The sequence below is a fragment of the Streptomyces sp. NPDC104307 genome (assembly GCF_055584045.1).
The window spans coordinates 104,585-119,172 of sequence record NZ_JBVJMU010000008.1 but is presented as its reverse complement, the minus strand read 5'-3'; the positions used below and the strand labels follow the sequence as shown (position 1 = coordinate 119,172).

15 protein-coding genes are annotated in these 14,588 nt (G+C 72.0%); 5 read left to right on the top strand and 10 right to left on the bottom strand.

Going from position 1 to position 14,588, the window contains the following annotated elements:
- Window positions 1-198 precede the first annotated feature (198 nt).
- From ACZ601_RS21625 to ACZ601_RS21615, 3 genes are all read left to right on the top strand, one after another.
- Window positions 199-1,440: a hypothetical protein gene (locus ACZ601_RS21625; RefSeq protein WP_469540316.1), complete on the top strand. Its 1,242-nt coding sequence runs from the start codon at window positions 199-201 to the stop codon at window positions 1,438-1,440.
- 43 nt (window positions 1,441-1,483) lie between these two features.
- Complete coding sequence (locus tag ACZ601_RS21620) at window positions 1,484-2,077, top strand: pyridoxamine 5'-phosphate oxidase family protein (RefSeq protein WP_469540313.1); 594 nt, start codon at window positions 1,484-1,486, stop codon at window positions 2,075-2,077.
- A gap of 64 nt (window positions 2,078-2,141) precedes the next feature.
- Window positions 2,142-2,843, top strand: coding sequence for a L,D-transpeptidase family protein (locus tag ACZ601_RS21615; protein ID WP_469540311.1), 702 nt, complete (start codon window positions 2,142-2,144; stop codon window positions 2,841-2,843).
- 3 nt (window positions 2,844-2,846) lie between these two features.
- Here ACZ601_RS21615 and ACZ601_RS21610 read toward each other — a convergent pair whose 3' ends face one another.
- The 8 genes from ACZ601_RS21610 to ACZ601_RS21575 all read right to left on the bottom strand — a co-directional run bounded on the left by ACZ601_RS21610 (window position 2,847) and on the right by ACZ601_RS21575 (window position 11,182).
- Entirely contained in the window at window positions 2,847-3,383 is a 537-nt protein-coding gene (locus tag ACZ601_RS21610) for an arginine repressor (protein ID WP_073737468.1), read from the bottom strand.
- Window positions 3,384-3,408: 25 nt separating this feature from the next.
- Entirely contained in the window at window positions 3,409-4,599 is a 1,191-nt protein-coding gene (locus ACZ601_RS21605; protein WP_469540309.1) for an acetylornithine transaminase, read from the bottom strand.
- Window positions 4,596-5,498, bottom strand: coding sequence for an acetylglutamate kinase (argB, locus tag ACZ601_RS21600; RefSeq protein WP_440573422.1), 903 nt, complete (start codon window positions 5,496-5,498; stop codon window positions 4,596-4,598). Before argB ends, ACZ601_RS21605 begins: the two co-directional genes overlap by 4 nt.
- A complete protein-coding gene (argJ, locus tag ACZ601_RS21595) occupies window positions 5,495-6,649 on the bottom strand; it encodes a bifunctional glutamate N-acetyltransferase/amino-acid acetyltransferase ArgJ (RefSeq protein ID WP_469540304.1) in 1,155 nt (384 codons plus the stop codon). The genes argB and argJ overlap by 4 nt, the downstream gene beginning before the upstream one ends.
- A complete protein-coding gene (gene argC, locus ACZ601_RS21590; RefSeq protein ID WP_371628644.1) occupies window positions 6,646-7,674 on the bottom strand; it encodes an N-acetyl-gamma-glutamyl-phosphate reductase in 1,029 nt (342 codons plus the stop codon). Before argC ends, argJ begins: the two co-directional genes overlap by 4 nt.
- 160 nt (window positions 7,675-7,834) lie before the next feature.
- A complete protein-coding gene (locus ACZ601_RS21585) occupies window positions 7,835-9,214 on the bottom strand; it encodes a CoA transferase (RefSeq protein WP_469540300.1) in 1,380 nt (459 codons plus the stop codon).
- A 136-nt stretch (window positions 9,215-9,350) separates the two neighbouring features.
- Complete coding sequence (locus ACZ601_RS21580) at window positions 9,351-10,271, bottom strand: hypothetical protein (protein WP_469540297.1); 921 nt, start codon at window positions 10,269-10,271, stop codon at window positions 9,351-9,353.
- 80 nt (window positions 10,272-10,351) lie between these two features.
- Window positions 10,352-11,182, bottom strand: coding sequence for a helix-turn-helix transcriptional regulator (locus ACZ601_RS21575; protein ID WP_469540294.1), 831 nt, complete (start codon window positions 11,180-11,182; stop codon window positions 10,352-10,354).
- A gap of 171 nt (window positions 11,183-11,353) precedes the next feature.
- Here ACZ601_RS21575 and ACZ601_RS21570 point away from each other — a divergent pair, with 171 nt between their 5' ends.
- The gene (locus tag ACZ601_RS21570; protein WP_440573417.1) at window positions 11,354-12,133 is read left to right on the top strand and encodes an SDR family NAD(P)-dependent oxidoreductase; all 780 of its coding nucleotides are present in this window, start codon (window positions 11,354-11,356) and stop codon (window positions 12,131-12,133) included.
- Window positions 12,134-12,182: 49 nt separating this feature from the next.
- Here ACZ601_RS21570 and ACZ601_RS21565 read toward each other — a convergent pair whose 3' ends face one another.
- The gene (locus ACZ601_RS21565; protein WP_469540291.1) at window positions 12,183-13,097 is read right to left on the bottom strand and encodes a GNAT family N-acetyltransferase; all 915 of its coding nucleotides are present in this window, start codon (window positions 13,095-13,097) and stop codon (window positions 12,183-12,185) included.
- A gap of 9 nt (window positions 13,098-13,106) precedes the next feature.
- A complete protein-coding gene (locus ACZ601_RS21560; RefSeq protein ID WP_469540289.1) occupies window positions 13,107-13,508 on the bottom strand; it encodes a winged helix-turn-helix transcriptional regulator in 402 nt (133 codons plus the stop codon).
- Window positions 13,509-13,650: 142 nt separating this feature from the next.
- On the opposite strand from ACZ601_RS21560, the gene ACZ601_RS21555 reads away from it, so the two are divergent.
- On the top strand, window positions 13,651-14,529 hold the full coding sequence (locus tag ACZ601_RS21555; RefSeq protein ID WP_469540286.1) for an alpha/beta fold hydrolase: 879 nt from the start codon (window positions 13,651-13,653) through the stop codon (window positions 14,527-14,529).
- Window positions 14,530-14,588 lie beyond the last annotated feature (59 nt).

Sequence of the window (14,588 nt, the reverse complement as noted above, 5' to 3'; positions counted from 1 at the left end):
AGCAGGCGAGTACGACGCGCTCGGTCACGGGTTCCTCCTCACGGTGCGCTCACTGACGCGTATAACTATACGACCCTTCGTATGCTTTGCCAAAGTCGCAGGTGAGGGGCGCGGCGAAGGCCTTCCTGGCGCCGATATTCGCTGGTCGGCCGCTGCCCTCCCGCTTAGCATCGGCATTCACACAGACAGGGGGCGGCCATGGCGGCGGACTGGGCGGCGGCGGAACGACTGGCCCGGGGACTCCCGCTGCGGGAGGCGCTGGACGTCTCCCGCGCGCGGTCGTGGGTGAGCCTCGACCTCGGGGTGCGCGTCCTGGCGTGGGAGTCACCGCAACTGCTTCCGGCGCACGCCTGGGCGGATGGGCGGCGGCTGCGGTGGGACTGGGACGCGCCCCTACCGTCCGTACGCCTGCGCGACCGCCCCCCGTCCGAGAGCGAACTGGCGCTCGCCCTGTGCCACCCGGACGGCAGGATCCGGGAAGCGGCCCTCGGCCGGGCGGCCGGGTCCCCGGCCCTGCTGCCCCTGGTGATCGTCCGGTGCGCGGACTGGGCCGAACCGGTACGCGAGCGGGCCAGGGCCCTGCTGTCACGTGAGCCCGCGACCGCGCTCGCACCGTGGGCCGGGCTGGTCGTGCTGCTGTCCCGCCGCGCCCAGGGCCGATTCGCGCTGGAGCTGCTCGGACGGGCGCTGAGCGAGGGGCCCGCCGCGTCGGTGGAGGCGCTGCTCGGCGGCGGTGACCGCGCCACCCGCCGGTTCGCCCACCGCATCGCGCTCGGTCGCGCGCTCCTCGCACCGGACAGGCTGGCCCGCATCGCGGCGAGCACCGACGACACGCCCCTCCAGGACCTGTGCGCGGACGCGGCGATCGCCTCGATGGGTGCGGAGGACCAGGAAGTCGTGGTGAACACGCTCCTGGCGGCCGGGGCCCCGCGGGTGCGCGCCGCGGGCGTCACCGCGCTGCGCCGCACCGGACGGCACGGCGAGGCCCGTGACTTCCTCGCGGACCGGTCGGCCCCCGTCAGGGCCTGTGCCCGCTACGTGCTCCGGCAGGGCGGGGTGGACCCGCTGCCCCTGTACCGCGCACTGTGCGCGGCTCCGGCCGACCACCCCGGTGCCTGCGCAGGGCTGGGCGAATGCGGGGTGCCCGGCGACGCGGAGACGCTGTGGCCGCTGCTGGACCACCCGCTGCCCGCCGTCCGCCTCCACACCGTCGCCGGACTGCGGGCCCTCGACGCCGTGACCCGGGAACGGCTGGCTCCCCTGCTCGACGACCCGTCATCCCCGGTCGTCCGCGCGGCCACCCGGGCGCTGCTGCCGGACGCGGGCGGCTTCTCCCCGGAGTGGCTGCGCGACCGGGCGGCGGCGGACCGGCCGCGTCCGGTGAGGGTGGCGGCGGCCCGGCTGCTGCGTGCGGCCGGCCACTCCGGTCCCACCGGTTGAAATCTCCCTGCCCGCGCGGGCCCCGGGGAAGATAATCGAACGCATGGGAAAGACATACGAACGCATCGACGGGCGGCTGCGGACCTTCATCGAGGAGCAGCACATCTTCTTCACGGCGAGCGCGCCGCTGGACGGTGACGGCACGGTCAACCTCTCCCCCAAGGGGGTCAGCGGCTCCTTCGTGGTGCTGGACGAACAGCGCGTGGCGTACCTGGACTTCGCCGGGAGCAACGCGGAGACGGTGGCCCATCTGCGCGAGAACGGCCGGATCACCCTGATGTGGTGCGCCTTCCAGGGGCCGCCGACCATCGTGCGGGTGCACGGCCGGGGTGAGCCGGTCTTCCGCGACGACGACCGCTTCCCGGGTCTGCTCGGGAGGTTCGACGGGGTGGACGCCTCCCGGCACGGGCTGCGGGCGATCATCGTGGTGACCGCCGAGCTGATCCGGGACAGCTGCGGATACGCGGTCCCCTTCATGTCGTACGACGAGGACCGGCCGCTGCACGGCCAGCGCTTCTCGCGGGACGACGACGCCTCGCTCAGCGCCTACTTCGCCAAGAAGGACCACATCGCCACCAGCATCGACGGGCTGCCGGGGGTGCCGCTCCCGCTGCCCGCCATGCCGCCCGCGCAGTGAGCGGTTGGGCCGTACGGAGCAGGCGCGCGGGTGGTGGCGCGACGGCCGGTCTACGGTCCGGGACATGCGCAGACGTCTGGTCACCGCTTCGGTACTGCTCGCCCTCACCGCCCTCGTCGGGGCCCGGCCGCCGGCGGACCCGCCGTTGCCGGAGCGGCTGGCCGACACCGGGGGCGGCTCCCAGCTGATCACCGCGGAGGCCTCCGCCACCGGGGCCACCACGGGCACGGTCACCTGGTGGAGCAGGCGTTCCGGGCAGTGGGTGGCGGCCGGAACCGCCCCCGCCCGCTTCGGAGCCAACGGGCTGACCGAGGGCGCCACGCGCGAGCAGGGCACGAACACCACACCGACCGGGCTCTACGACCTGCCGTACGCCTTCGGGGTGGCGGCGGCCCCGCCCGGTACCCGCTACCCCTACCGCCGGGTCCACAACGGGTCCTGGTGGTGCCAGGACAACGCGGCGCGGGCGTACAACCGGTGGGTGGAGCCGCGGCCCGCCGACTGCCGGGCTTCCGAGGCCGAGCACCTGATCACGTATCCGGCGCAGTACGCCCGTGCGCTGCTCGTCGGCTTCAACTACGAACGTCCGGTGCGCGGGCGCGGAGCCGGGATCTTTCTGCACGTCAACGGGCGCGGTGCGACCGCCGGTTGTGTCTCCGTACCGGCGGCCGCGATGGACCGGATCCTGGCCTGGGCCGATCCTTCTCGTCGTCCGCACCTCGCGATCGGGACCCGTTCGGGCCCGACCGCGATCACCCGCTACTGAGCCTCAGCGGTCGTTCTGCGCGAGCCGCAGCAGGTGGTCGGCCAGCGCCTGTCCGCCCGCCGGGTCGCGGCTGATCAGCATCAGCGTGTCGTCCCCGGCGATGGTGCCGAGGATGTCGTGCAGTTCGGCCTGGTCGATGGAGGAGGCGAGGAACTGGGCGGCGCCCGGGGGCGTGCGCAGCACCACGAGGTTGGCCGAGGCCTCCGCCGAGATGAGCAGTTCGGCGGAGAGGCGGCGCATCCGCTCCTCCTTCGCGGAGCCGCCCAGCGGTGCGTGCGGGGTGCGGAAACCGCCCTCGCTCGGCACCGCGTAGATCAGCTCGCCGCCGGTGTTGCGGATCTTCACCGCGCCCAGTTCGTCCAGGTCCCGGGAGAGCGTCGCCTGGGTGACGCTCAGTCCGTCGTCGCCGAGGAGCTTGGCCAGCTGGCTCTGCGAGCGCACCGGCAGCCGGTTCAGGATGTCCACGATCCGGCGGTGGCGTGCGGTGCGGGTCTGCGGCACGGACGGCCCGCCGTGCTCGGATTCCTGCGCCTCGGTCATCGTCGTCGCCTCATTCTCCGGAACGTCATTCTCCGGATCGTCCGTGTGCCGCGTCGAGTACGCCGGGAAGTGCCCGGAGGAACGTGTCCACCTCCGCGTCACCGATGATCAGGGGCGGCATCAGCCGAACGACATCGGGTGCGGGTGCGTTCACCAGGAGTCCGGCGCCCTGAGCCGCCTGTTGCACCTGGGGTGCGAGGGGCTCGGTGAGCACGATACCCAGCAGCAGCCCGGAGCCCCGGACATGGGAGACCAGGGGGTGTCCCAGGCCCTCCACGCCTTCCCGGATCCGCTCGCCGAGCCGCTTCACGTTGTCCAGCGCGCCGTCGGCGGCCAGGGTGTCCAGGACCGCGAGTCCGGCGGCGCAGGCGACCGGGTTGCCGCCGAAGGTCGTGCCGTGCTGGCCGGGCGTCAGCAGTTCCGCGGCCGCGCCGAACGCCACCGTGGCGCCGATCGGCAGTCCGCCGCCGAGCCCCTTGGCGAGCGTGACGAGATCGGGCTCCACGCCCTGGTGCCGCTGGTGCTCGAACCAGGTGCCGCACCGGCCGATGCCCGTCTGCACCTCGTCGAGGACCAGCAGGGTGCCGGTGGCCCGGGTGATCTCCCGGGCGGCCTCCAGGTAGCCCTTGGGCGGGACGACGACGCCGTTCTCGCCCTGCATCGGCTCGATGATCAGCAGCGCGGTCTCCGTGGTCACCGCGGCCCGCAGCGCCTCCGCGTCCCCGTACGGGACGTGCGTGACGTCACCGGGCAGCGGGACGAACGCCTCGCGCTTCTTGGGCTGGCCGGTGAGCGCGAGGGCGCCCATCGTCCGGCCGTGGAAGCCGCCGTCGGTGGCGACCATGTGGGTGCGCCCGGTCAGCCGGCCAATCTTGAACGCGGCCTCGTTGGCCTCTGCGCCCGAGTTGGAGAAGTAGACCTTGCCGGTGCGGCCGAAGAGCTGGAGCAGCCGTTCGGCGAGCGCGACGGGCGGTTCGGCGATGAAGAGGTTGGAGACGTGGCCGAGGGAGGCGATCTGGGTGGTGACCGCCTCGACGATCGCGGGGTGGGCGTGGCCCAGCGCGTTCACCGCGATGCCGCCGACGAAGTCGAGGTACCGGTTGCCGTCGGCGTCCCACACCTGGGCACCCTCGCCTCGGACGAGGGACAGCTTCGGGGTGCCGTAGTTGTCCATCAGCGCGGTCTGCCAGCGCTGCGAGAGCTCGGCGTTGGTCATGCTTCCCCCTGTGCGTCGGGCACGACCATCGTGCCGATTCCCTCGTCGGTGAAGATCTCCAGCAGGATCGAGTGCTGGACCCGGCCGTCGATGACCCTGGCCGTCTCGACGCCGTTGCGGACGGCGTGCAGGCAGCCCCGCATCTTGGGCACCATTCCGCTGGAGAGTTCCGGCAGGAGCTTCTCCAGTTCGGTGGCGGTGAGGCGGCTGATCACGTCGTCGCTGTTCGGCCAGTCCTCGTAGAGGCCCTCGACATCGGTGAGGACCATCAGCGTCTCGGCGTTCAGCGCGGCGGCGAGCGCGGCGGCCGCGGTGTCGGCGTTGACGTTGTAGACGTGGTTGTCCTGCGCCGAGCGGGCGATGGAGGAGATGACCGGGATGCGGCCGTCGTCCAGGAGCGCCTGGATGGCCCCGGTGTCGATCGCGGTGATCTCCCCGACCCGGCCGATGTCGACGGCCTCGCCGTCGATGACGGGCCGGTGCTGGGTGGCGGTGATGGTGTGGGCGTCCTCGCCGGTCATGCCGACGGCGAGCGGCCCGTGCTGGTTGAGCAGGCCCACCAGCTCGCGCTGGACCTGTCCGGCAAGCACCATCCGTACGACGTCCATCGCCTCGGGCGTGGTGACGCGCAGACCGGCCTTGAACTCGCTGACCAGGCCCTGCTTGTCGAGCTGGGCGCTGATCTGCGGGCCGCCGCCGTGCACGACCACGGGCTTGAGGCCCGCGTGCCGCAGGAAGACGACGTCCTGCGCGAAGGCGGCCTTCAGCTCCTCGTCGATCATGGCGTTGCCGCCGAACTTGATGACGACGGTCTTGCCGTTGTGCCGGGTCAGCCAGGGCAGCGCCTCGATGAGGATCTGCGCCTTCGGGAGTGCGGTGTGCTTCCGCGCGGTGGTCATGAGCTGTACGCGCTGTTCTCGTGGACGTAGTCCGCGGTGAGGTCGTTGGCCCAGATGACGGCCGACTCGGTGCCCGCGGCGAGGTCGGCGGTGATCCTGACCTCCCGGTAGCGCATGTCGACGAGGTCGCGGTTTTCACCGACCCCGCCGCTCTTGCAGACCCAGACGTCGTTGATGGCGACGTTCAGCTCGTCCGGCTCGAAGGCGGCCTTCGTCGTGCCGATGGCGGACAGCACCCGGCCCCAGTTGGGGTCCTCGCCGTGGATGGCGCACTTGAGGAGGTTGTTACGGGCGATGGAGCGGCCCACCTCGACGGCGTCGTCCTCGGTCGCGGCGTTGACGACCTCGATCCTGATGTCCTTGGACGCGCCTTCGGCGTCCCCGATCAGCTGCCGGGCCAGATCGTCGCAGACGGTCCGCACGGCCTCGGCGAACTCCCCCTGCTCCGGGGTGATTCCACTGGCCCCGGAGGCCAGCAGGAGCACGGTGTCGTTGGTGGACATGCAGCCGTCGGAGTCGACCCGGTCGAAGGTGGTGCGGGTGGCGTCGCGGAGCGCGGCGTCCAGTCCGGCGGTGTCCACGTCGGCGTCGGTGGTGAGGACGACGAGCATGGTGGCGAGGCCGGGGGCCAGCATGCCCGCGCCCTTGGCCATTCCGCCGACGGTCCAGCCCTCGCCGCCCGCGACGGCGGTCTTGTGCACGGTGTCGGTGGTCTTGATGGCGATGGCGGCCTTCTCGCCGCCGTGCTCGCTCAGGACCGCCGCGGCCTTCTCGATGCCCGGGAGCAGCTTGTCCATGGGGAGCAGGAGGCCGATGAGCCCGGTGGAGGCGACGGCGATCTCGCCCGCGCTGTGGCCGCCCAGTACCTCGGCGGCCTTCTCGGCGGTGGTGTGGGTGTCCTGGAAGCCCTGCGGACCCGTACAGGCGTTGGCGCCACCGGAGTTGAGGACGACCGCGGTCACCGCGCCACCCTTGAGGACCTGCTCCGACCAGCGGACGGGGGCGGCCTTGACACGGTTGGAGGTGAAGACGCCCGCGGCGGCGCGACGCGGACCGTTGTTGACCACGAGGGCCAGGTCCGGGTTACCGCTGTCCTTGATTCCGGCGGCGATGCCCGCCGCCGAGAATCCCTGTGCTGCCGTGACGCTCACGGTGCGACTCCGATCGTGGAAAGACCTGTGTCCTCGGGGAGTCCGAGGGCGATGTTCATGCTCTGCAGGGCGCCGCCCGCGGTGCCCTTGGCGAGGTTGTCGATGGCGCTGATCACGATGACGCGGCCCGCCGCCTCGTCGTACGCGACCTGGATCTGGACGGCGTTGGAGCCGTACACGGCGGCAGTCGCGGGCCACTGCCCCTCGGGCAGCAGATCGACGAACGGCTCGTCCGCGAAGGCCTTCTCGTACGCGGCGCGCAGGGACTCGGCGCTGACGCCCGGCTTCGCCTTCGCGCTGCACGTGGCGAGGATGCCGCGCGGCATCGGCGCGAGGGTCGGCGTGAACGACACGGTGACCGGCTCACCGGCCGCCGCGCTCAGGTTCTGGATCATCTCGGGCGTGTGCCGGTGGACGCCGCCGACGCCGTACGGCGACATGTTGCCCATCACCTCGGACCCGAGCAGATGCGGCTTGGCCGCCTTGCCCGCGCCGGAGGTGCCGGACGCGGCGACGATCACGGCCTCGGGTTCGGCGAGCTGGGCCGCGTACGCCGGGAACAGCGCGAGCGACACGGCGGTGGGGTAGCAGCCGGGCACCGCGATACGCTTGGTTCCCGCCAGCCCGGCCCGCCCGCCGGGCAGCTCGGGCAGGCCGTACGGCCAGGTACCGGCGTGCGGCGAGGCGTAGAACTTCTCCCAGTCCGCGGCGTCCTTGAGCCGGAAGTCGGCCCCCATGTCCACCACGAGCACGTCGTCACCGAGCTGCTCCGCCACGGCGGCGGACTGCCCGTGCGGCAGCGCGAGAAAGACCACGTCGTGCCCGGCGAGCACCTCGGGCGTGGTCGGCTGAAGCACCCGCCCGGCGAGCGGCCGCAGGTGCGGCTGGAGCGCCCCGAGCGGCTGTCCCGCGTTGGAGTTCGCGGTGAGGGCCCCGATCTCGACCTCCGGGTGGACCAGGAGAAGACGCAGCAGTTCCCCGCCGGCGTATCCGCTCGCCCCTGCCACCGCTGCACGTACCACCATCGAAATCCTCCTCGTCGATGGCATGACTATACGCAGCGTCGCACTTTTATGCAAAGAATGGGCTGGTCGGGGCAGTCCGGACTGTGACTGAGCGCTTCGGTTGGCGGCTGAGCGTGGTGGTTGGCGGGGCTGAGCGTGGTGGTTGGCGGGCAGGTTTTCGTCAGGCGCCGGCCCAGACCGCGGCGTCCGTGCCCCACAGACCCGGCGGGCGTGCCCAGTTCACCGGGCCTCCCTCGTACGACACCGGCGGCAGCGCGTGCCGCAGTCGGCCCATGGGGCTGTCGGTCTCGGTCAGCCGGCGCCCGGCGTCGAAGCCGTCGTCCTCGCCCGGAGCGGGGGCCAGGTCGTGGACCAGCCAGTGCGCGGTCTGCGTCAGGGCCAGGCGGACCAGCCTGGTGCCGCCCGTGCGGTGCTGCTCGGTGAGCGCGCGCAGCACCCCGGCCGCCAGCAGATAGCCGGTGCCGTGGTCGAGCGCCTGGGCGGGCAGCGCGCCGGGCGAGTCCGGCGAGCCCTCCAGTTCGGCGATGCCGGTGGCCACCTGGACCAGGCTGTCGAAGCCTCGCCGCTCGTGCCACGGCCCGTAACGGCCCCACGCGGACAGCTGGGCGATCACGAGACCCGGACGGCGCCCGGCGAGCGCCTCGGGCGTCAGCCCGAACCGGTCCAGCGCGCCCGGCCGGTAACCGGTAACCACCACGTGCGCCTCGTCGAGCAGCTCCTCGAAGACCCGGCGGCCGGTGGCGTCACCCAGGTCCAGGGTGGTTGAGCGTTTCCCCATCCCCGTGTCGTTGTGGGCTTCCTGACTTTCCGGCAGCTGTGGGGCGTCGATCCGCAGCACGTCCGCCCCGAGCAGCGCCAGCGTTCGGGTGGCGACCGGCCCGGCGAGCACCCGGGTCAGGTCCAGGACGCGCAGCCCTGCGCACGGCAGCGCGGCGTCACCGAGCACCCGGTTCGGGGCGTCGTCGACGCACACCGTTGTCAGCAGCGGCTGCCCCGCTACCAGGACCCCCTGCTCGCTCTTGGCCCACTCCTCGGGGCCGCGTGCCGCGACGGCCAGACCGCCCGCCGCGTACACGGTCTCCTCCACCTCCAGCGCGGTACGCCCCGCGATCGCCCCGGCCACCGCCTCCTCGCCGGCGTCCCCCGGCACCCCGAGAGCGGCGAGCAACCGGGCCCGATGGTGCGGGTAATTGGCGTGCGTACGGACCCATCCATCGGCCGCCCGCCAGAACCGGGACAGCGGCGCGAAGGTCGACCACGCTTGCCCGTCGACCCGCACCAGCCGGTCGCTGAGGAACGCCGTCGCGACCGACTCGTCGTCGACCCGCACCCGGGGCACGGGCCGCCCCGTGCGTACGGAAGTGAGCTCGGCGGCCGCGAGCGAGCACACCGCGACAGTGGCCCGCGCCAGCTCCATGACGGGCAGCCGCGCCGGCAGCCCGCCGGACGGACCGCCGTAGGACACCCGGTCGAGCAGAGAAGAATCGGCACCCAGTGCCGCCCAAGCCTGCGAAGTACCTGCGAAGGTTGGCGAGTTCACACCCGCACTATGGCACTGAGTGCCTATTACGGGAAGGGTCCCGGCCGCCACACGCCCAGGACCTGACTTGACCCCGAACCGACGTCCCGCCAACCACCACGCTCATCCGCCGACTGAAGCGCTCAGTCACACGGACTCAGTTCCTGCGCTCGATCTTCTTCTCCTGCATCAGCTCCCGCAGCTCGGAGTCGGACGGCGGGTGCAGCGTGTCCAGCAGACGGCGCAGCCCGGGTTCGTCCAGGGTCTGGCTGCTGACCTCGGCCTCCGCGTCCGGGAGGCGACGGGTGAGGCTGATGGTGCGGCCGCCGGGGAAGACGCGGACCGTGCGCATCCCGCCGTGCGCGTCCACCGTGCAGGAATCGCCCTTCCTCACCGGCTCGGGGCACCGGGGCGCGGGAGAGAGTGCCGGACGCACGTTGATGTCGGCGTACCCCGTGCTGTTCTGTCGGGTGGGGCGGTACTCGACCAGGAAGTAACCCGGACCGGCCTCGGCGAGGACCAGTTCCATGCCGGACGGTGCGTCGGCCAGGTAGAGCAGCTCGGCGCGTTCCCGGTAGCGCGCGATCTCCGCCTCGCTCCGCCGCTCCCGCGACTGTGCGGGACCGACGAAACCCCCGTAGGCCACCGCGGCCGCCAGCACGACCACCGCCCCGACCCGCACCCACCGGTTCGGTACAAAGAGTGCCGCGGCCACCGCGTAGGGCACGCCCGTCAGCGCGAGGCGGGCGCCGGTGCTCCCCAGATCGACATCGCTGCCGTAGGCGGCCAGCCCTGCCAGGACTCCGAGCGTGCCGAGGACGAAGACCGCGACCGCCCAGCCGAACCGCCGCGACCCGGTCTCGCACATCGGCACCAGGCCCCGCACCGGGATGCCCGTCACGGTCAGCAGGCCCACGGTCAGCGCCACTCCGAGGACGAGGGCCGGGACCGCCGCGGCGAACCCGCCGCCCCACGCCGAAGCCAGCAGCGTGAACCCGAGTGCCGGCACCGCGACCGCCATCACCGCCCAGACCAGGAGCAGGTGAAGGGCCGTCAGCGTGCGTCTGTGACTCGTCATGCCGCGGATTCTGACAGTCGGTCCCGCGTCGCACATGAGTTCGCGTACTCAGCTCACACCGCGGCTGCCGACAGACGCCGCTACTCGGTGAGGCGCTGGGTTCCCACGACGGACAGGAAGTCGAGGCGCTCCGCGTCACGGGTCCCGGGCTGTGCCGTGTAGACCATGACGCGCAGGCTGCTGCCCGCGACGTTGAGGACGTCACAGTCGAGGGTGAGAGCACCGGCGTGGGGGTGATCGATGGTTTTACGGCCGGCTTCGTGTTCTGCTGCCGTGCCGCTTTCCCAGAGTCCGGCGAATTGGGCGCTGCGCGTGCGGAGTTTCCGAACCAGCGATTTCAGCTCGGGATCGTGGGGGTATTGGCCACTGGTGCGTTTCAGGTCGGCGGCCAGGAGTTCCCGGAGTTCTCCGTTCGACTGCGGAGTATGTCGCACGCGGGTTCTGGAACTGACGAACGCTCGCCAGGCGGCGTTCAGGTCTTCGCCGTGCCATTCGCCCATGAGGGCCGTGTAGAGGGGGTTGGCGAGGAGCTGGGTCCAGGCCGCGTCGTAGACGGCGACGGGGGTGGTGACGAGCCGGTCGAGGATGCGGTGGATGCCGGGTGTGAGGTGGCGGGGGATGAGGCCGACGCCCGGCGGCGCCAGTCCTGCCAGGCGGAACAGGTGCTCCCGCTCGCCCGGAGCGAGGCGGAGGGCGCGGGCGAGGGCCTCGACCACCTGGGAGGAGGGGTGGGTGGCTCGGCCCTGTTCGAGGCGGACGATGTAGTCGGCGGAGATACCGGCGAGCTGGGAGAGCTCTTCCCTGCGCAGGCCGAGGGCGCGTCTACGGCTCGTGGTGGGCAGACCGACCGTTTCCGGGGTGACACGGTCGCGCCAGGCGCGAAGGGCTCCGCCCAGTTCTGTATGAGCCATGTCAGCCATTGTGGCAAACCCGGACCGGCTCTTTCCTGGTACCGCGAGTCCCAGGAAAACGCGTCCGCTGTCTGACAGCCGGGAAATGCCCCAGGCTGGTGGCACGGCGGAAAGGCCGGCGGCGGAGAGCAAACCCTGAGCCGGCAGCCGCAGACCGAAAGGAACACCCCCATGAGCAAGCTCGCTCTCGTCACCGGCGCGACCTCCGGCATCGGCAGGGCGTTCGCCGAGCGCTTCGCCGCCGACGGCTACGACCTGATCGTCGTCGGCCGCCGCCGGGACCGTCTCGCGGAGTTCGCCTCCGGGCATCCCGGGGTGAACGTGCGCACGGTCGCCGCGGACCTGTCCACGCAGGAGGGCATCGACTCCGTCGCGGAGTACTGCGCGGACGAGCCACTGGACGTGCTGGTCAACAACGCCGGTGTCTCCCACTACATGCCGCTGGCCGAGCTGCCCGCCGACAAGGCCCGCGAACTGATCAACGTCAAGGTTCTCGCCCCCACCCTGCTGATGCGCGCCGCCGTCGGCGGGATGCGGCGGCGCGGCACCGGCACCCTCGTCAACGTCGCCGGAATGATCGCCTTCTCCGGACCCGCCGACCCGTCGGTGATGCCGCGCCGCGCCGTGTACGCCGGTACCCTCGCCCACCTCGTGGCCATGACCCAGGCGCTCAGCGCCGAGCTAGCGGGCACGGGTGTCAGGGCCCATGTGGTCTGCCCCGGTGTCGTCGCCACCGAGTTCCACTCCGCCCAGGGCCTGGACATGAGCGCCGTACCCCGCATGAGCGCGGAAGACCTGGTCACCGGCGCGCTGCGCGGACTGGAGCTCGGTGAGGTCGTCAGCGCCCCGGGCGTCGAGGATCCCGGGCTCCTCCAGGACGTCTTCAGCGCGGACCTGGCGGCCTTCGGCGGCCAGAGCCCGCAGTTGGCCACCCGTTACCGGAGCAGCTGACCCGGCACCCCGTCTCCGCCGGACAGGCCCCAGCGGTCTCCGGTCCCCCTCAGGCCGCGGAGCGGGGGAGGCCGGTGGACCGGTACTCCTCCACGATCCGGTAGCCGACACTCGTATACAGGTTCATCGCCACCTCGTTGCCGCCCCACACGGTGAACATCAGCACCGAGTCACCGGCCGCGAGCGTCGCCTGTTCGCCGGCCGCCATCGCGGCCCGGCCGTACCCCTTGCCCCGGTACCGCTCGTCGATGTGGAGCGAGTAGCCGTACGTGGCTCCCGGGAGGTGCCCGTGCTTCAGCCAGCCGGTGCCGATCGGCTCACCCGCGGCCTCAAGGACCAGGAGGGTGGTCGCGGGCGTCGCCAGGCCCTCGGGGATCAGCTTCGCGAAGTCGTCGTCGGACTTGCGTGCGGCTTCCTCGGGGCTCTTGGCCCCCGACCGGACGATGTCGTCGACGTAGGCGAGCTTCTCGGCGGCCAGCCACTCGGGGTACTCGGCCGGCGTCATCGGCCGTGCGGTGACGCCGTCGACCGGTTCCGGCGGGGAGTCGATGCGCCGCGCCCTGAGCTGGCCCCGGACGCCGTACCCGTCGAACAGCGCGCCGACCGGCTCGGTGATCCGTATGTCCACCCGGCCCGCGCCGCGCTCCGCGCACCACTCCTCGGCCCAGTCCCGGGCGGCTTCCTCGTACCCGCGGCCGGCCTGGTCCGCCTCGACGCGGAGGTCGCCTATGCGCCCGGTGGGCACCCCGTTCTCGTCCTCCACGGACACCGCGACGTAGCCCACCCGGGTCCCGGCGTCGGTGATCCGGGCGACGGTCCAGTCGCCGAGCCTGCCGCGCGTCTCCTCGACCGTCCGCCGCGTCGCGGCGTCACCGAGACCTGCCGCCAGCAGCCAGGAGCTCAGCCGACGCTCGAAGTCCTTCTGCCAATCCCCGCTGTCACCAAGGGCGTTGAATTCTGTCACCCGGTCACACTAAGGCGTGTCCCCGCTCTCATCGCCGCTCTCCCGGTTGGCGCGGTCGATCTCGGCCATGTGCTCCTCCGCCCACGCCCGCACCATGGCCAGCGGCTCCTCCAGGGACAGGCCGAGTGGGGTGAGCCGGTAGTGGACGCGCGGCGGCACCGTCGGCTCCACCCGGCGCTCGGCCAGGCCGTCGCGGGTCAACCCCTGGAGGGTGGTGGACAGCATCTTCTGCGAGATACCGGGCATCCTGCGGCGCAGTTCCGCGAAGCGCACCTCCCCCGGGGATGCCTCCGCCAGCACTTTGACGGCCATCGACATCCACTTCGTGCCGATCCGGTCGAGCAGGCCGCGGGTCGGGCACTCCGGGTCGAACAGGTCTCCGCGACCGCCCTGCGGGGGCCGTCGCGCCATAGAGGTCACCTGGAGCTCACCACCTGAGGCGGAAGTGCCGTCTTGGCACCCCCGTAGTAGTTACCTATCGTTTTGTAGTCACCAATGGTAACCGCAACGTGTGGCCACGAGCCGCATCGCCCGAACCCTTCCGGAGTCCACCGTGCCCGTTCCGTCGAGTCCCCCCGCCCACCCCGAGCTCCGGCAGGTCACGGCCAACGGCATCGAGATCAACGTGGCCGTCGCGGGTGAAGGACCGGCCGTCCTGCTGCTGCACGGCTTCCCGCACACCTGGCGGCTGTGGACCCACGTCATGGACGGACTGTCGGACCGGTTCCGGGTCATCGCACCGGATCTACGGGGGTTCGGCGCGAGCACCCGGGCGGTGGACGGCTACGACGCGGGCACGCTCGCGGCGGACGCTGAGGCCCTGCTCCACGCGCTGGGGGAGAGTTCCGCCGCGGTCGTCGCCATCGACGCGGGCGTGCCGCCGGCCTTTCTGCTGGCCATGCGCCGGCCCGGTCTCGTCCGGCAACTGGTGGTCATGGAGTCACTGCTGGGCCCGCTTCCGGGCGCCGAGGAATTCCTCGCACAGGGGCCACCGTGGTGGTTCGGCTTCCACCGCGAGCCCGGTCTCGCGGAATCCGTACTCGCCGGGAACGAGGACCGGTACATCGACTGGTTCCTCCACGAAGGCACGCTCGGGCGGGGCGTGGAGCCCGCCCTTCGTGCGGCCTTCCTCGACGCCTTCAGCGGAAGCGGGGCCCTGCGGTGCGCCTTCTCCTACTACCGCGCGCTGCCGTCGAGCGCCGGGCAGATCCTGGACGCCACCCAGAGGGGCCGGCTGACCGTGCCCACCATGGCCATCGGCGCCCGGCCCGTCAGCAGGGCGCTCGAACAGCAGCTGCGGCCGGTGACGGACAGCCTGGTCGGCCGGCTCGTCGAGGACTGCGGGCACATCATTCCGCTGCACCGGCCGGACGAGCTGCTGCGCCTTCTGGATCCGTTCCTCACGTCGGCCGGAGCATCGGCGGGTGCGTAGGCCGGTCCGTGGGCCGGTGCGCCGGCCGATAGGTCGGCCGGTACGTAGGCCGGGGTTCC